Source organism: Mesorhizobium sp. M2A.F.Ca.ET.046.03.2.1 (assembly GCF_003952425.1).
In the GTDB taxonomy this organism is placed as follows: Bacteria; Pseudomonadota; Alphaproteobacteria; order Rhizobiales; family Rhizobiaceae; genus Mesorhizobium.
On the sequence record NZ_CP034449.1, the window covers coordinates 2328275 to 2345089 of the forward strand.

The following is a 16815-nucleotide window of genomic DNA, read 5'->3' on the forward strand; positions in this document are numbered from 1 at the left end:
ACCGGGATTGCTGCCGATGGGAATTCATTGCTTCGGCGACTTCGAGCTTAACGAGAGCTCCCGCGCCATTCGTCTCGCCGGAAACGAGATCGAGGTGCAGCCCCTCGTCTTCGATTTCCTCGCCATCCTGCTGCGCCACCAGGACCGCGCCTTGAGCAAGGACGAGTTGCTTGAAACGCTCTGGCCGGGCGTGACGGTGACCGAGGCTTCGCTGCAGCGTGTCGCGAGCCTAGCCCGAAGCGTTCTGCGCCAAGGCGGCATGGAGACGGCGCTGCGCAACCTGCCCCGCTTCGGCTACCGTATTTGCCTCGACCAGGCAGCCGCTTCGGAAAAGGGGCCGGCGCCGGCCGATACGGGCAGCAGGCGTTCCAGCCCAGGTACGCAAATCCTGGCCGCACGCGCGGCCGTCGCGGCGCGAAAATGGCACGAGGCCGCGGCCGCTTTCAGGGAAGCAGATGCCGCCGACGAGTTGCTGACGGCCGACCTCGAAGAATGGGCGCTGGCGCTGGAATGCATGGGGCGGCCCTCAGAAGCGATCCCGCTCCTGACGCGCGCGGCAACGGAATACGGCATGGCCGGCGAACGCCTGCGGGCGGCTTCCCCGGCAATCACCCTTGCCATGATCCATCTCGAGAGAGGAGAGCTTGCTGCGGCCAAGGGCTGGCACAAGCGTGCCGCGCAGCTGATCGACAAAGCAACCGAGAGCAGGGAACATGGCCTCTGGTGCTGGATGGGCGCGCGCATCAAGGGCGCGGAGGCCGAGCCGGAGCATGCGCTCGCTCTTGCCGAGCAAGCTTTCGAGGTCGGCAAAAATCTCGAAGACCCAGTCGTGGAATCGCTCGGCCTTATCTATCGCGGCTTTTTCAAGCTTTGCCTTGGGGAAACAAAAGCCGGTCAGGAGGACCAGGATTTTGCCGCCGCGCTCGGCCTCTCCAGCGATGTCGACCCGATCGTCGGCGGCATCCTCTACTGCAACATCCTTTGGGCCTGCCGCAATTTCGGCGACTGGGCGCGAGCCAACCAATGGAGCCTCAGCTACGAGGGCTGGTGCAGAGGGCATGGGCTGGAGGAACTTACGGGCTCGTGTCGGCTGCATCGGGCCGAGGTGCTCGGCGTCCATGGCACGCTGAGGGAGGCTGAGGCTCTGGTGCGCGCGGCGCTCGATCAGCTTACGCTCGATGCGCCCTGGGCGAAAGGCGATGCCTTACGTGTGCTGGGCGACATTCATCTCGCCGCAGGCGATTTCGTCGAGGCGGATGCAGCCTATCGCGCGTCCCATGCCGCTGGCTGGGATCCGCAGCCAGGCTTTGCGCTGCTGCAGATGGAGCTCGGCCAGGCGGAAGCCGCATTCAGCGCCCTTGAGCGGTCGCTTGTCGGGAACGGCTGGCCGACGCTGCAGCGTCGGGGCATGGTTCTCGCCACGCTTGCCAAGGCAGCGGCGCGGACCGATCGGCTGGAGCGCGCGAAAGCGGTGATCGCCGAACTGGAAAGCGAACCGCAGCGCTGGCCGATGGCCTCGATCCGGGCATTGACCGCCGAGGCCAAGGCGGAACTGTCGATGCGGGAAAATCGCTTCACCGAAGCGGTGCGGGAGCTGCAGACCGCATGCTCGCGCTGGGCCGAGATCGGTTCGCCGACCAATTGCGCGGACGCCAGGCTTTCGCTCGCGGCGCTTCTCATCCAACTCGGCGATCGTACTGGCGCGGAGTTGGAGCTCGGCACGGCGCTGGCGGTCGCGAAGAAGGTCGATTCGTCACGTCTCATGCGGCGCTGTGAAGAGCTGGCGAGCCTGCTCGCCGGGGGCCAGAAGGCAATAGCGGACAGCGCGTAGCTGCTTCTTTGCTTGAGGTCAGGACGGCGCGGTGGCATGACGGGGAAAATTCTCCCCGAGGCCCAGCATGAGCAGTCCAAAGCAAGTCATCGTGATCGGCGCCGGAATCATCGGCGCTTCTATCGCCTGGCACCTGACGAAAGCCGGCGCGCGGGTGACGGTGGTTTCCGAGAGTGGCGCTGGCGGTGTCGCGACCCCCAATTCCTTTGCCTGGATCAATGCAAGCTGGGGCAATCCCGAGATCTATTTCCAGCTGCGCATCCGCGCCATGGCCGAATGGAAGCGTATGGCGAGCGATTTGCCCAGGTTGCCGCTCGTCTGGTGCGGCGGCCTTTGCTTCGACCTGCCGCCGGACAGGCTCGAAGCCTATGCGGCCGAACACTCGTCATGGGGTTATGGCATCGAGCGCGTCGACGCTAGGCGGGCGGGGCAAATCGAGCCCAACCTCGCCGAGCTTCCCGATTTTGCCCTTCGCGTTGCCGAGGAGGGCGTGGCCGAGCCTGTGGCGACCACGAAGGCGCTGCTGGCCGATGCCGAACGGCGAGGCGCGCGGATCGCCGCAGGAACCGTCGACAGGCTGGCGCTGGTCAACGGGAACGTCACGGGCGTCGTCGTTTCGGGCGAAATCATCGGGGCGGACGACGTGGTGATCGCCGCCGGCGCCGGGGCTCCGGCGATCGCGGCAACGGCCGGTATCGAGCTGCCGATCGAGACCCCACCCGGCCTGATCGTGCATTCGCGCCCTTACGACAAGCTGCTCAATGGGCTGGTGCTGGCCGACAGGCTGCATATGCGCCAGACGGCCGAGGGCCGCATCATCGCCGGCTCCGATTTCGGCGGCGGCGATCCGGGCGAGCATCCGGACACAGCCGCGCGCGAGCTATTTGCGGCAATGAAAGCGATGCTGCGCGGCGCGGACGGGCTGGAGCTCGATTTCCACACCGTCGGCTACCGGCCGACCCCGGTCGACGGCTTTCCGATCGTCGGCCGCGCGGAAGGCGCCGGCGGCCTCTATGTCGCCGTCACGCATTCGGGCATCACGCTGGCGCCAGTCCTGGGATTGTTTGCCGCCCGCGAGATCCTGGAGGGCGAGCGCGATGTGCTGCTGACGCCTTATGGGCTGGAGCGCTTCGCCCGGTAGCCCGAAGGTCGGCGAAAATAGTCTCGGGACCAGCAGGGACCGATTGCCTTAACCCGCCATCGCCAAACGCGCGACGGCCGGCGCGAAAGGCCTGATGCTGGTGCCGCCGCGGGTCATGGTAACGAAGCTCGACTGCGGTATCTCGTGCCAGATGCGGCCGTCGCGATCGAACGGCTCGGAGACGATGCAGCGACCTACCCCCTTGGCGAAAGCGCCGGTGTAGAGCGTCGGCGCCTGGTCGTCGGTGGCATAACGCACCGCGTGAAGTGCCTGGCCGTCGCTGAAGGCGGCGGTCAGCTTCAGTGACGGTTCGATCCCGGCGCGGCGCGAAACCTCGAGCACGCGGCCGGCGGCCCGCGATACCGCGCCATACGGATCGTCGGCGAGCCGATCGCCGACCATCAGCCGAAAGAACAATTCGGAATCGGTGCTCCCCTCGAGTTCATCGAACAAGTCGTCGGCGAGCGAGTTCTCGAGCGCGCGCCGGATCTTCTCGAAGCCGCCGATCTGGCCGTTATGGATGAACGACCAGCGGCCCGAGACGAAGGGATGGCAGTTCATGCGGCTGGTGGCGCCGCCGGTCGAGGCGCGCACATGGGCGAGGAACAGGCCGGACTTGATCTGGCGGCCAAGGCTTTTGAGATTGGGGTCGGACCAGGCCGGCAGAATGTCGCGGTAGAGGCCGGGTTCTGGCCGATCGCCGTACCAAGCCACTCCGAAGCCGTCAGCATTGGTCGGGGATTTCGCCTCCCGCGCCTGCCGGCTCTGAATGACCAGCGAATGGGAGGGCGCCGCAATGACGTCCTCCAGGAAGATCGCGTTGCCGAGACAGGCTGCCCACCTGCACATTGTCTGTCATCCCTTGTCGATGCGTTTTCGGGCGCGCGGATGAATTCGGCGCTCGTCTGGCGCCACAGATGGCAGGATGGCGCTTTGGCGTCCTTACGCCGCGCTTACGTTTTGCTGATCTCTGCCCGGAGGGCGTCTCGGCAGGTCTGCTTCAGCCGACCAATGCCAGCCTGGCCGGTGCGGGCGCGAACGGCCGGATGCTGGTGCCGTCCCTCGTCATGGCGACGAAGCTCGAGGGCGGGATCGCGTGCCAGTCGCCGCCGTCGCGGTCGAAGGGTTCGGAGACGATGCAATGGCCGGCGCGCCTGGCGAAGGCGCCGGTATAGAGCGTCGGCGCATGGTTGTCGGTGGCATAGCGAACGGCGTAGAGCGTTTCACCATCGGAAAAGGCGGCCGTCAGCTTTAGGGCCGGCTCGATGCCGGCACGGCGCGAGGCTTCGACGACGCGACCGGTTGCCCGCGACACGGCGCCTTGCGGGTCCGCCGCCAGCCCCTGGTCGATCATCAGGAGAAAGAAGAGCTCGGAATCGGTCGTGCCCTCGCGCTGGTCGAAGACCTCGTCGGAGAGCGAATTCTCCAGCGCGCGACGGATCTTTTCGAAGCCGCCGATCTGGCCGTTATGCATGAACGACCAGCGGCCGGAGATGAACGGGTGGCAGTTCATGCGGCTGGTGGCGCCGCCGGTCGAAGCACGGACATGGGCGAGGAACAGGCCGGATTTGATCTGCCGGCAAAGGCTCTTCAGATTGGGGTCGGACCAGGCCGGCAGGATGTCGCGGTAGAGCCCGGGCTCGGGCCGGTCGCCATACCAGGCGAGACCAAAACCGTCGCCATTGGTCGGCGACTTGGCTTCCTGGGCGCAATGGCTCTGGGCGATCAGCGAATGACAGGGCGCGGTGATGATGTCTTCGAGGAAGACCGCTTCACCCAGATAGGCCGCCCACCGGCACATCGCTTTCCACCATTCCTAGGCGCGATCCATCAGAGCCTGGGGCTCCTTGACCGCGTGCGAACCTCTGTTGTGCGTGCGCTCATAGAGCTCGCGAACGATTCGGCTCGCAGTAGTTTCGAACAGAAATGGCAAGAAAGCGTGAACGAGCGCGGCGCACGCGGCCATCGACAGGCGCGAGCAGAACCAGGCGGCAAAGGCCATGTGGCCGAAATAGCTCTCGCCGACCTTGGCCGGGTGCGAGGTGAAGAGTGCCGTAAGCCTGGTCGTCATGGTGATCCCTCCTGCCGGGATGAGCCCCGATGATGAGTATCGTGCCACGGGGCTTTGGTTCATCTGTCCCATTTCGTCCTTGCTTTTTGTTATTTTGTGGGACATTCATCCCAATATGTCGATGGAACTTGATGCAATCGATCGAAGATTGCTGGCTGAACTGCAGCGCGACGGCACGCTTTCCGTCGACCAGTTGTCGGAGCGCGTGGCGCTGTCGCGCAACGCCTGCTGGCGGCGCGTCAAACGGCTCGAGGAGGACGGCATCATCACCGGCCGGGTCGCGCTGGTCGATGCCGAGAAGCTGGGCCTCGGCCTCCCCGTCTTCATCCTGATCCGCACCTCCAATCATGACCCGGACTGGCTGCAGAAATTCCGCGCGGCCGTGACCGGCTTTCCCGAGATCACCGGCGTCTACCGCATGTCGGGCGACCTCGATTATGTGCTGAGAGCCCGCGTCGCCGACGTGAAGGCCTATGACCGCCTCTACCAGCGGCTGATCGCCAAGGTGGCATTGTCGGACGTCTCGGCCTCCTTCGTCATGGAGGAGATCAAGGAGACGACCGTGGTGCCGGTGGAACTGCGGTAGGTAGCCAAGGCCTCTTCGTCATCCACGGGCGGAGCAAGGAGCGAAGCGACGCGCGTAGACCCGAGGATCCATTCCGTGACTTCGACGCACCGCTACGGTGCAGAATTCTGCTCCGCCGCTTTCCACGGTCGAGGTAACGGAATGGATCCTCGGGTCTGCGCTCCGCTACGCGTCGCTCCGCCCGTGGATGACGACGTGATGGGCGTTCTCGCCAATCGCCAAAGTTAATGGCGAGGTCATAGTCACGCCAGAAAGAAAGCCGTTGATAGGCTCTGATCTCGAGTTGACCGAATCGGCATTCGCTCCCATAGGAATGGGCTCATGCGCACGGCTGTCCATCCTTCCTCCGTCATCGGCCCCACCGTCGGTTTCGTCAGGCTTCCGCATGGCGAAGGCCTGCCTCTGCCGGCCTATGAGAGCGCGGGCGCCGCCGGCATGGATTTGCGGGCCGCGGTGCCGGAAGACCGGCCGCTGCTCATCCTACCGGGAAAACGCGCTTTGGTGCCGACCGGGCTCGTCCTGGAAATTCCGGAAGGCATGGAAGGCCAGGTGCGGCCGCGCTCGGGCCTTGCCTTCAAGCATGGCCTCACGGTCCTCAACTCGCCCGGCACCGTCGACAGCGACTATCGCGGCGAGGTGAAAGTGCTGCTGGTCAATCTCGGCGATGAGGATTTCGCGGTGACGCGCGGCATGCGCATCGCCCAGATCGTCTTCGCCGCCGTGACCCAGGTCACGGTCGAGGAGCGCGCGCTGGCCGGCGGCACGACGCGCGGCGCGGGCGGTTTCGGGTCGACCGGCACCGCCTAATGCAAGTTCCAAAACTGGTCATTTTCGACTGCGACGGGATCCTGGTCGACACGGAAAACCTTGCCAATCGGCGCCTCGCCGAATGGCTGAGCGCCGCCGGCTTTGCGACGAACTTCGAATATTGCCGAAAGCACTTCTCCGGCCGCAGCATGGTCTCGGTGCAAAAAGAGATCGAAGAGGCGACCGAGGTCAGACTCGGCGCCGACTTCGTCGAGCGCTGGAATGCCGGCCTGCCGGATCTTTTTTCGCACGGCGTCGAGGCGATCCCTTATGTGCGTGAGTTCGTCGAAGCCGTCCGCGCGGCCGGCATCGCCTATTGCGTCGCCTCCTCGGCTCGGGTCTCGAAAATGCATATCACGCTCGGCCAAACCGGGCTTTTGCCGCTGTTCGCGCACGCCATGTTCTCCTCCACCATGGTCGGGCGCGGCAAGCCGTTCCCGGACCTCTTCCTGCATGCGGCCAAGACGACGGGCTTCGCGCCGGTCGACTGCATCGTCATCGAGGACAGCGTCGCGGGAACGCAAGCCGGCATAGCCGCCGGCATGCGCGTTTTCTCCTACCACGCCGATCCGTTCACCGACCGTGACGGCCTCGCGGCGGCCGGCGGCATATTATTCGACGACATGCGGGAACTGGCAAAGCTGGTGCCGATCCGCTGATCGGCTGTACACTTCAGGACTCCGTGCTAGCGTGCGGCCCGGGGGTGTTTTTCGATGATTTCCATTCTATCCCGTCTCATGCTCGCCTGCCTGCTGCTGCCTTCCATATGGACGGTCGCGCGCGCCGAAGCCGTCAGTTTTCCGGAACTCAGCAGCACCATTCCCGGACATCAGGACGCCACCTATTTCGACCTTGCCAAAATGATCGTGCCTGACCTCCAGGCCGGCGATAACGGTTTCTATAACGGCAGCGCACCGATCGAGATGCGTGACATCCTCGGCGGCAACGATGGCGGATCGGCGCCCGAAACCATCAACCTGCCGAATGCTGCGGTGCTGGCCATCAAGGCCGGCGGCAAGGAGCGGCTGGCGATGCTTCTCGACCTCGGCCAGGCGCAAGACAGCGCCGAGGGATTTGCCGTGCTGGCGCTCTACGACCTCACCGGCAAGCCGAAGCTGCTCGACGCCGTCAATGTCGGAACCGACCAGGGCACTTATTTTCGCGATCCGGGAAAGCTCGCGATCGGTCCCGGCGACGACGCGCTCATTACCATGAGCACGCATTTCAATTCGAACCAGGGCTATGTCGGCACGATCCTGATCCTGGTCCGCAACGATCGGTTCGAACCGATCGACCAGATCAACACATTCGACGAGAATGTCTGCGCCTACAAACGCACCCAGGACCTTTCCTTCCAGACGCGCGGAAGTGAAAAGCCCTATGCCGCGATCAGGGTGACCGTGACCGACGCCACCAAGCCCAGCGGTGAAAGCTGCGAGGAGCCGGCGCCCAAGGCAGTCTCGCACGACATTTCCGTCACCTATCACTGGGACAAGACCGGATCGCGATACGTTCGGAATTCCGACGCATTCGAGAAATTGTCAGCAGAGAACGAGAAACGCTTCTGAGCCAGCCGCATTCGTTTGCCCGGGGGGAACGGCCGCGATAAATTCCCCGCATAACCCCGCTCATGATTGAGGATCCGCCATGGACAAGGGCAAGATTTTTCGCGATCTGCATGCCTCCACCTTCGTTATGCCCAACCCGTGGGACATAGGCACGACCAAGCTTCTGGCTTCCTTCGGTTTCAAAGCGCTGGCGACCACCAGCGCCGGCTTCGCCTTCTCGCGCGGCCTGCCGGACGGCGCCGTGACCTTCGAAGCCATGATCCACCATTGCCGCGACGTGACCGCGGCAACCGACCTGCCGGTTTCGGCCGATCTCGAACGCGGCAAGGGCGACAGCCCCGAGCAGGCCGCCGAAACCATCTTCGCGGCGGAAGCCGCCGGGCTCGCCGGCTGCTCGATCGAGGACCACACGGGCGACCCCGCCAACCCGATCTACGATTTCTCTCATGCGACCGAACGCGTCGCCGCCGCCGTCGAGGCGGCCCGGGCGCTCAAGCACGATTTCGTCTTCACCGCGCGGGCCGAGAATTTCCTCTGGGGCAAGACGGACCTCGACGACACGATCAAGCGGCTGCAGGCCTTCGAGAAGGCCGGCGCCGATGTGCTTTATGCGCCAGGCATCAGCGACGTCGACATGGTGCGCACGATCTGCTCGTCGGTGAGCCGGCCGGTCAATGTGATGGCCCGCCCCGGTTTCACCGTCGCCGACCTCGCCATGGCCGGCGTCAAGCGCATCTCGCTCGGGCCGTGGCTGACCAGTTTCGCCTATGGCATGCTGGAGACGGCGGCGCGCGAGATCCAACAGGACGGCACTTTCGGCTTCACCCGGGCGGCAATGCCGTTCGGCAAGCTGCAGGCGCTGTTCCGGGAGGGCAAGGAGCAGGACTAGACCGGGCCCCGCGCCGAAACCGCCTTGTGCAGATGCACCATCATGGCGGCCGCGAAAAGCGGCGTCAGAAGGTTGAGCAGCGGCACGGCGAGGAACAGGGCAATGACCAGTCCGGCCAGAAACACCGTGCCGGCATATTTGCGGCGCAGCGCCTTGGCCTCGGCTTCAGGGCGAAAACGCATGGCGGCGAATTCGAAGAATTCGCGGCCGAGCAGATAGCCGTTGACGATGAAGAAGGCGGCAATGTTGACGCCCGGCACCAGCAGCAAGAGCAACGCGACGATGTTGCCGAGAACCACCACGCCGAAGAATTTGATCGCCAGCGCCAGCGAATGCAGCGCCGGCACGGCGCGGCCGGGCGGATCGTCGGGATAGTCGGTGCGCTCGACGACTTCGGCGATATCGTCGAGGAACAGGCCGGCAACGATCGCCGTCACAGGCGCGATGAGCAAGGCCATCCCCACCGCCAGGACAATGCCGGCGATGATGCCGCCCAGCCACCCGGCCCAGGACGGCAGGCCCGGCAGCAGCGTCTGCAGCCACGGCCAGGCCAGCCATTCGAGCAGGCTCTCGGCGCCGACCCACAGCGCCAGCAGAGCGAGCAGCGTCAGCCCCAGCGTCTTGAGGAAGACGAAACGGAATTCAGGCGAGAACAGCCGGCTGGCGGCGGCGCGGGCAGCATCTAGGATCACGGCGGGTGCAGACCCCTCATCGAGAAGCGACGCCCCCGAGATAGGCGGCGAGGAAGAACGGCGCAACTGCAAGGCGAGATCGTCGCCCGACCGTTCACGCTTTTCCCGGGATCGCTCCCGCCCGGCCGGCCGGAATGGTCATTGCCGCAACGCCGGCGACGACAAAACCCATGCCGACCCAGGCGGCCGGCCCCAGGCTTTCGCCCAGGAAGACGGCGCCGATGCCGACGCCGATCGGCACGCGCAGATAGGCCTGCGAGGTGGTGCCGACCGAGCCCAGCGTATGGATCAGGCGAAAATAGATGACGAAGGCCAGCGCCGTCGAGAAGACCGACAGGCCGAGCAGGGCCAGGATCGAAGCCGCCGACGGCGCAAGCGTCCATGGCCGGTCGACGATCAGGCTGAGCGGCACAAGCATCACCGCGCCGCAAAGCATCGAACCCGCGGCGGGTATCATCGGATCGAAGCCCTTGAAGCCGCGGCCGAAGATCGCCGCGCCGGCATAGGAGACCGTCGCGATGACGATCGCAAGCTGCGCCCACATTTGACGGCCAAGCCCGCCAAGCGCCTCGGTGCCGATGATGAGGCAGATGCCGACGATGCCAGCCCCGACGCCGACGAGCTTGCGCGCCGTGACGGGCTCATGGCGCGTGATCAAGGCCGTCAGCAGGAAGGTGAAGATAGGCGATGTCGCGTTGAGGATGGTGGCAAGACCGGCATCCACCGATCGTTCGGCGGCGGCGATCAGGGTGAAGGGCACGACGCTGTTGAGGCAGGCCTGGAAAGCGAACCGGCGCCACATTGCCGCGTCGGCAGGCATGGCAAGGCCGCGCCAGCGGATGACGCTGAGCAGAATGGCCCCGGCGATCATGGTCCGAGCGGCGATGAAGGTGACAGGCGGGATCGTCTCGACGCCGATCTTGATGAAGGTGTAGGAAGCGCCCCACAGCACCGCCAGAGCGCCGAGCAGCGCGAGGTCGGTGGGCATTTCGGTCTTTTCGGACATTTCTGCGCCTTCCGTCTGCGGAAACAATCCGCTTCTAGCCGATAGCGGCGCGGAAATGTTTCGATCGCTGTGAAACCATAGCGGCGAGGGCGGCGGCCGATATGAGCCAGTTCGATGCGAACGCTGCCGCAGCCGGTGAACAATCGGCGGCGAGTTCGGCGTCATGGAAGGCGATGGCGATTTTCGGGGTAGGCAAAGCAGCGGCAACTCGCTAGACCCGCGCCCGGCCGGCATGCCAGATAGCCGGGTGGGTTCTTGGCGGAGATTTTGATGCCGGAATATGACGTGCTTTGCATCGGCAATGCCATTGTCGACATCATCGCGCAATGCGACGAGGCTTTTCTCGAGACCAACGGCATCATCAAGGGCGCGATGAACCTTATCGACGCCAGGCGCGCCGAACTGCTCTACAGCCGCATGGGGCCGGCGATCGAGGCTTCAGGCGGCAGCGCCGGCAACACGGCGGCCGGTGTCGCCAGCCTCGGCGGACGGGCCGCCTTCTTCGGCAAGGTGTCGAACGACGCGCTGGGCGAAATCTACACGCACGACATCCACGCCCAGGGCGTGGCCTTCGACACCAGGCCGCTCGCGGGCGAGCCGCCGACCGCACGCTCAATGATCTTCGTCACGCCGGACGGCGAGCGTTCGATGAACACCTATCTCGGCGCCTGCGTCGAGCTTGGGCCCGAGGATGTCGAGGCCGACAAGGCGTCCGGCGCCAGGGTGACCTATTTCGAGGGCTATCTGTGGGATCCGCCGCGCGCCAAGGAGGCCATCCGCCAGACGGCGAAGCTGGCGCATGCCGCGGGCCGCGAAGTGTCGATGACGCTGTCGGATTCCTTTTGCGTCGACCGCTACCGCGACGAGTTCCTCGAGTTGATGCGCTCGGGTACCGTGGACATCGTCTTTGCCAACAGCCACGAGATCAAGTCGCTCTACCAGACCGCTTCCTTCGAGGAGGCGCTCGACGCCATCCGCAAGGACTGCAAGATAGCTGCCGTCACCCGTTCCGAGAAAGGCTCGGTGATCGTGCGGGGCGACGAGACCGTCACCATCGAGGCGACGAAGATCAAGGAACTGGTCGATACGACCGGCGCCGGCGACCTCTATGCCGCCGGCTTCCTTTATGGCTACACGACCGGACGCAGCCTCAAGGATTGCGGCGACCTCGGCTCGCTGGCCGCCGGCTTGGTGATCCAGCAGATCGGCCCGCGCCCGCGCCAGAATCTCCGCCGCGAGGCAGAGCAGGCGGGGCTGCTCTAAACACCGGCGAGGCAAATTGCATAAGAACGCCGTACCGTTGCGTCATCGCGGACAGGCTCGGAACCGGCCTGTCTGTCGCGCCCCTGTCACAGAGCGCTCCTACACGCAAAGATAGAGCGTTCCGCGACTGACATTTCGGCACGCCAGACTAGGGGTGTGAAGATGCAAGCCAGCAACCTGCCGGGCCGCGGCGTCCATTGCCGCCGCAATCTGTGCTTTCCGCGATAGAATTTCAGCAGCCGCCGGCGCCTGGGGAGGAGCGCGGGCCACAAGACGAACGCATGACCAGACTTCAGACCCTGCCCGAGGGGATTTCGCAAGAGACGTTGGCTGGCCTAGTGACCGAAGCCGTGCAGCAGACATTGATGCAGCATGGTGTCCTGCTGGACGCACAGGCCCTGGTTTCAGCCAGTGTGCTCGCCGGCAGCGTGGCGGCCGCCCTGCCCTTCCTGCCGCCGGCGCAGCGCCATGCAATCGATTCCTTGAAGGCCGATTGGACCGCGCTCATCTCCGCGTTCTTCCGGACGGTGCCCGACAGAATTGCAAGCGGAAATCCGATGGTATCCGATCAGGCTTCCGGGCGCGCGCCGCCGGGGGCGGGACGGCTTCAGAATATCGCGGAACGCGCGGCCGGTCTTCAATCGATGCTGCTTGAGGATTGGGCAGGCGAAGTCGCCGGCTCGACCTATTTGGAAGAGAAGCTCCGGATCCCGCGCTCGACGCTGCATCGCTGGCAAAGGCGCGGCGAGGTCGTCGCGCTGCGCAAGGGCGGCCGCAAACATGTCTTCCCACTGGCCCAGTTCGTCGACGGCAGGCCGGTCCTGGGCATAAGCGACGTGCTGTCGGCGATCGCCAATCCGAGGCTTGCCTGGTTCTGGCTGACCCGCCCCGCGCCCGAGCTTAATGGCCGCGTCCCTATAGAGATGTTGAGGGAAGACATGGTCGCGGACGTGGTCCGCGCCGCGCGCACCGTGAAATCGAGCGTGTTTTCGACGCCGCCGCCCACGAACCAGCCGTCATAATGTTGCCCGGCAACGCTCAACGGGACGAGCGGCGTCGGGTCGAGACCGGACCCCGTGAACTCGGCGTGGCTGTAACCGCCATTGGCGTAGATCAGCACGTCCGGTGTCGCCATCGCGCCCAAACGAAACCCCGCGGCAAGGTTGAGCCTGTCGTTCGTGGTGCCGGAATATTGCTCGAAGGGGGCGCGGATCGAGCCTCGAATGTCGCCGAACTGAACGTCGGCAAAGGCGCCGGCCACCCAATTGGGGGCGAATTGCCAGTCGTAGCCGCCGCCAATGGTGCCAAAGCCGCCGCTCCCCTTGGTGGCTCGGAGGGACCAGGGGCGGGGAAGCCTCCGAAATCGGTGTACTGGTTGGCGCTCCACCATCCGACCCCGCCGCCGGCCGAAAGATAAAACCCGCTCCAGTCCCGGGCCGGCTCTTGCCCCGCGGCGTTCATGTCGGCCGCCGTCGCATCGGCGGCAGCATGCTTGCGATCACGATACCGACCGCGCCCAAAAGTCTCATGCGAAAGTCCTCGATGTTTATCTTGTCCCTGCAGCCATCGTCGATTTGGCGGCGATTGTCTTGGACGTACGGGCTCCAGCGTTGGACGGGCAGGCCCGCCGCGAGATCGACCGGAAATGTTGCGCCGGCGCAACGAACGGCGGCTCAAATGATCGTCGATTGGACTGGCAGGCTCCGAGATTGGACGGTGGGGCTTACACCGCCTCTTTGGCCGCTCCCGAAACACGAAGGCTGTGATAGGCTGCGGCCGATGAAACAGTTTTCCGCCAATGCAGAAGATCGATTTTTCGTCCGACAGCCTGCCAGCGCATCTGAGCGACAAGGATCGCTTTCGCCTCTGGCGCGACATGTGGATGGAGCAGCTCGGCGATGCCGAGATCAGGCATGCCGAGGACAAGCGTTTCGCGACGGCGACGAAAATCCGCTTCCTCGGCGACCTTCGCGTCGGCCTGTTCGAGACCACGACCGAGTACTATGTGCGCACACGCCGGCATGTCGCGAACGACCGCGACGATATTTTCGTGGGGTTCTACCGCAGCCCCAGGCCGCAGGTCTGGTCCGTCGCCGATTGCGATCTGTCGCTGCAGCGCGGCAACGGCATCGCCTACAACGTCGCCCCAGCCTTGCCGCAGTTTCACGGACGGCGTCACGTCATGGGTCCTGGCCTCCATCCCCCGCGCCTCGTTGCTGAGGCAGGTGCCGCATGCCGACGACCGCCCGGTGACGCGGCTCGACCCGGCAAGTCCCGCCGTGCGCCATCTGGAGCGCACGATCGACTTCCTGCTGCAATCCGAGGAGCTGGACGGAGAGCCGGGCCTGTCGCACCAGGCCGGAACGGCGCTGGCCGATCTGATCGTGCTGGCGCTGGGGGCCAGGGGGGATGCCGCGGAAATCGCCATCGGCCGCGGGCTGCGCGCGGCGCGGCTGCGCGAGGCTCTGGCGGTGATCGAGGCGCGTTTCGCCGACCCGGCGCTGTCGACGGAGACGGTGGCTCGCGCGGTCGGGCTTTCGCGCCGCTATCTCAATACGCTTTTGCTCGAAAGCGGGCGCACCTTTGCCGAGCGCGTCCTGGAACTGCGGCTGCAAAAGGCATGCGCCATGCTGTCGGATGTACGCAACGACGCCGCCAAGGTCAGCGACATCGCTTTAGCCGCCGGGTTCAACGATGTGTCCTATTTCAACCGGCGGTTCCAGGGCCGGTTCGGCGCCTCGCCCACGCAATATCGCGGGGGATAGCGCTGGCTGTCCCGTCAGGCGGGTACCTGATCCGCCGCGCCCGCCATGTCGTCCAGGATCGGGCAGTCCGGCCGGTCGTCGCCGTGGCAGGCGTGGATCAGCTTTTGCAGCGTCGAGCGCATCGACTGCAATTCGCGCACCTTTTCCTCGATCGCCCTGACATGAGCGGCGGCGATCTCGCGCACGTCGTGGCTGGCGCGGTCGCGGTCCTGATAGAGCGCCATAAGCTGCCTGCAATCGTCGATTGAGAAGCCGAGATTGCGCGCGCGGCGCAGGAAGGCGAGCCGGTGGATATCCTCGCCGGAATAATCGCGATAGCCATTGTCGGCCCGCGCCGGACGGATCAGGCCGATCTCCTCATAGTAGCGGATCGTCTTGGCCGGCAGGCCGGAACGTTCGGCGGCGTCTCCGACATTCATGGCGCTCTCCTCGAGTCCCTGGCGGCCCTTGAAGCCGCCTCATTGATTTTGTTTCACAATCCTGTGAGGCCTGTTGCGGAAATGCCGCAGTTCGGCATCTACCGTCAGGTAAGGCCTTGCATATAGGCAGTGCGCGCTTGGCAAGCAAAAGAAATGCCAGCATGAATGATGGCAAGAAAGCGGCCGACTCGTGCCGCTGATACAGAGACAGGGCGTCGGACCTTTTCATGCGCTTGAAGTCGTTTGCAATCCTCGCCGCCCTTGCGCTGTCGACCGCGGTCAGCGGCTGCAGCACCATCGGCGGGCAGTTGTTCACCAACAACTATGGCGCGATGACCGATGCCGGCTATCAGCTGCCGCGCATCCCGATCGAGAAGGTCCCCGCCAGGTACCACCGCCAGGAAGTGCGCTATGACACTTCGGAAAAGCCGGGCACCATCATTGTCGATACCCAGAACAAGTTCCTCTACTTCATCGAGGGCGACGGCATGGCGATGCGTTACGGCATCGGCGTCGGCCGCGAGGGTTTCGAGTGGCACGGCACCGCCCACATCGCGCTGAAGCGCGAATGGCCGACCTGGACGCCGCCTTCGCAGATGATCAAGCGCCAGCCTGAGCTCGCCAAGTTCGCCGGCGGCATGGAACCGGGCCTGAAGAACCCGCTCGGCGCGCGCGCCATGTACCTCTTCAACAAGGGCGGCGACATGGGTTACCGCCTGCATGGCAGCCCGGAATGGTTCTCGATCGGCAAAGCGATGTCGTCGGGCTGCATCCGGCTGATGAACCAGGACATTATCGACCTCTACGACCGCACGTCGGTCGGCGCCAAGGTCATCGTGATGTAAGGACCATGATCCCGAAAAGTGGAAGCCGGTTTTCGGGAAAGATCATGGTCAACTAAAGAGTTTCGCAGGCGGACCGTCTAGGCAACAACAAGACGTCCTGAAAACAGAAAGCCGGGCTGTTGGGGCCCGGTTTTTTGTTTTTTGGGTGGTGCGGCTCGACGCCCTTTTGAGAGTTCGTCCTGCTGAATCCACATGGTTTGGTTTTCGAGAACCGGAGCGGAGCGTACGTTTAAGTACGTGAGCACCGGAAGCGCAGAAAACCGAAGCAGATGGTCAGCAGGGTAGAACTATCAATGGGCGTCAGGCGACCTGCTCGACCTGCTGGACCTCCGGCACGAAGTGGCGAAGCAGGTTCTGGATGCCGTGCTTCAGCGTCGCCGTCGAGGACGGACAGCCGGCGCAGGCGCCCTTCATGTGCAGGAACACGGTGCCGTTCTCGAAGCCGCGGAAGGTGATGTCGCCGCCGTCCTGGGCAACCGCCGGGCGCACGCGCGTGTCGAGCAGTTCCTTGATGGTCAGCACCAGCTCCTCGTCGGCCTTGTCGTAGAACTCGGCGGTCTCGCCGGCTTCGCTCGCCGGAGCGGCCGAGGCCAAGACCGGCGCGCCGGACATGAAGTGTTCCATGATGGCGCCGAGGATGGCCGGCTTCAGATGCTGCCAGTCCGGGCCGTCCTTGGTCACAGTGATGAAATCATAGCCGAAGAAAACGCCGGTAACGCCCGGGATCTCGAACAGACGGCCGGCCAGTGGCGAGGCCTCCGCCGCGGCTTCGGCGTTGCGGAAATCGGCTGTGCCTTCGCGCAGCACTTCCTTGCCCGGCAGGAATTTCAGCGTCGCCGGGTTCGGCGTCGATTCGGTCTGGATGAACATGGGTATCTCCAGGCCCTTCTGGGCCGATAGTTTGGAATAGTTCTAAATAGGCTCTATCGGCT

19 protein-coding genes are annotated in these 16815 nt (G+C 64.7%); 11 read left to right on the forward strand and 8 right to left on the reverse strand.

Annotation, left to right across the window (positions count from 1 at the left end):
• The first annotated feature begins 16 nt into the window (after positions 1-16).
• Positions 17-1831, forward strand: coding sequence for a winged helix-turn-helix domain-containing protein (locus tag EJ072_RS11050; RefSeq protein ID WP_126079727.1), 1815 nt, complete (start codon positions 17-19; stop codon positions 1829-1831).
• 67 nt (positions 1832-1898) lie between these two features.
• On the forward strand, positions 1899-2972 hold the full coding sequence (locus tag EJ072_RS11055) for an FAD-binding oxidoreductase (protein WP_126079728.1): 1074 nt from the start codon (positions 1899-1901) through the stop codon (positions 2970-2972).
• A gap of 48 nt (positions 2973-3020) precedes the next feature.
• Here the strand turns inward: EJ072_RS11055 and EJ072_RS11060 are convergent, their stop codons facing one another.
• The 3 genes from EJ072_RS11060 to EJ072_RS11070 form a co-directional block, all read right to left on the reverse strand.
• Positions 3021-3821: a class II glutamine amidotransferase gene (locus EJ072_RS11060; RefSeq protein ID WP_126079729.1), complete on the reverse strand. Its 801-nt coding sequence runs from the start codon at positions 3819-3821 to the stop codon at positions 3021-3023.
• Positions 3822-3972: 151 nt separating this feature from the next.
• On the reverse strand, positions 3973-4773 hold the full coding sequence (locus EJ072_RS11065; RefSeq protein WP_126079730.1) for a class II glutamine amidotransferase: 801 nt from the start codon (positions 4771-4773) through the stop codon (positions 3973-3975).
• 15 nt (positions 4774-4788) lie between these two features.
• Entirely contained in the window at positions 4789-5043 is a 255-nt protein-coding gene (locus tag EJ072_RS11070) for a DUF6356 family protein (RefSeq protein ID WP_126079731.1), read from the reverse strand.
• A 115-nt stretch (positions 5044-5158) separates the two neighbouring features.
• Here EJ072_RS11070 and EJ072_RS11075 point away from each other — a divergent pair, with 115 nt between their 5' ends.
• The 5 genes from EJ072_RS11075 (at position 5159) to EJ072_RS11095 (ending at position 8893) form a co-directional block, all read left to right on the forward strand.
• Positions 5159-5629 (forward strand): Lrp/AsnC family transcriptional regulator, encoded by a 471-nt coding sequence (locus tag EJ072_RS11075; protein ID WP_126079732.1) that lies wholly within the window; start codon positions 5159-5161, stop codon positions 5627-5629.
• Positions 5630-5950: 321 nt separating this feature from the next.
• The gene (gene dut, locus EJ072_RS11080; protein WP_126079733.1) at positions 5951-6436 is read left to right on the forward strand and encodes a dUTP diphosphatase; all 486 of its coding nucleotides are present in this window, start codon (positions 5951-5953) and stop codon (positions 6434-6436) included.
• Positions 6436-7095 (forward strand): HAD family phosphatase, encoded by a 660-nt coding sequence (locus tag EJ072_RS11085; RefSeq protein WP_126079734.1) that lies wholly within the window; start codon positions 6436-6438, stop codon positions 7093-7095. Before dut ends, EJ072_RS11085 begins: the two co-directional genes overlap by 1 nt.
• A gap of 54 nt (positions 7096-7149) precedes the next feature.
• Positions 7150-8004: a hypothetical protein gene (locus EJ072_RS11090; RefSeq protein WP_126079735.1), complete on the forward strand. Its 855-nt coding sequence runs from the start codon at positions 7150-7152 to the stop codon at positions 8002-8004.
• Positions 8005-8083: 79 nt separating this feature from the next.
• Positions 8084-8893 carry an oxaloacetate decarboxylase gene (locus EJ072_RS11095; RefSeq protein ID WP_126079736.1) on the forward strand — a complete coding sequence of 270 codons (810 nt, stop codon included), beginning with the start codon at positions 8084-8086 and terminating at the stop codon, positions 8891-8893.
• Here EJ072_RS11095 and EJ072_RS11100 read toward each other — a convergent pair.
• Positions 8890-9585 carry a sulfate transporter family protein gene (locus EJ072_RS11100; RefSeq protein ID WP_126079737.1) on the reverse strand — a complete coding sequence of 232 codons (696 nt, stop codon included), beginning with the start codon at positions 9583-9585 and terminating at the stop codon, positions 8890-8892. The genes EJ072_RS11095 and EJ072_RS11100 overlap by 4 nt on opposite strands.
• 94 nt (positions 9586-9679) lie before the next feature.
• Entirely contained in the window at positions 9680-10591 is a 912-nt protein-coding gene (locus EJ072_RS11105) for an EamA family transporter (RefSeq protein ID WP_126079738.1), read from the reverse strand.
• A 270-nt stretch (positions 10592-10861) separates the two neighbouring features.
• Here EJ072_RS11105 and EJ072_RS11110 point away from each other — a divergent pair, with 270 nt between their 5' ends.
• Both EJ072_RS11110 and EJ072_RS11115 read left to right on the forward strand, forming a co-directional pair.
• Complete coding sequence (locus EJ072_RS11110; RefSeq protein ID WP_126079739.1) at positions 10862-11854, forward strand: adenosine kinase; 993 nt, start codon at positions 10862-10864, stop codon at positions 11852-11854.
• 338 nt (positions 11855-12192) lie between these two features.
• Positions 12193-12876 carry an antitoxin Xre/MbcA/ParS toxin-binding domain-containing protein gene (locus EJ072_RS11115; protein ID WP_348639282.1) on the forward strand — a complete coding sequence of 228 codons (684 nt, stop codon included), beginning with the start codon at positions 12193-12195 and terminating at the stop codon, positions 12874-12876.
• 701 nt (positions 12877-13577) lie between these two features.
• Here the strand turns inward: EJ072_RS11115 and EJ072_RS35920 are convergent.
• Complete coding sequence (locus EJ072_RS35920) at positions 13578-14054, reverse strand: hypothetical protein (protein ID WP_189343290.1); 477 nt, start codon at positions 14052-14054, stop codon at positions 13578-13580.
• A gap of 25 nt (positions 14055-14079) precedes the next feature.
• Between EJ072_RS35920 and EJ072_RS35925 the strand changes: the two genes are divergently transcribed.
• The gene (locus tag EJ072_RS35925) at positions 14080-14619 is read left to right on the forward strand and encodes an AraC family transcriptional regulator (protein ID WP_189343291.1); all 540 of its coding nucleotides are present in this window, start codon (positions 14080-14082) and stop codon (positions 14617-14619) included.
• Between the two features lie 14 nt (positions 14620-14633).
• On the opposite strand, the gene cueR is transcribed toward EJ072_RS35925, so the two are convergent.
• On the reverse strand, positions 14634-15038 hold the full coding sequence (gene cueR / locus EJ072_RS11130; RefSeq protein WP_126079743.1) for a Cu(I)-responsive transcriptional regulator: 405 nt from the start codon (positions 15036-15038) through the stop codon (positions 14634-14636).
• A 227-nt stretch (positions 15039-15265) separates the two neighbouring features.
• Here cueR and EJ072_RS11135 point away from each other — a divergent pair, with 227 nt between their 5' ends.
• A complete protein-coding gene (locus EJ072_RS11135; protein ID WP_042645832.1) occupies positions 15266-15883 on the forward strand; it encodes a L,D-transpeptidase in 618 nt (205 codons plus the stop codon).
• Between the two features lie 300 nt (positions 15884-16183).
• Here EJ072_RS11135 and EJ072_RS11140 read toward each other — a convergent pair whose 3' ends face one another.
• On the reverse strand, positions 16184-16753 hold the full coding sequence (locus tag EJ072_RS11140; RefSeq protein ID WP_126079744.1) for a NifU family protein: 570 nt from the start codon (positions 16751-16753) through the stop codon (positions 16184-16186).
• Between the last annotated feature and the right edge of the window lie 62 nt (positions 16754-16815).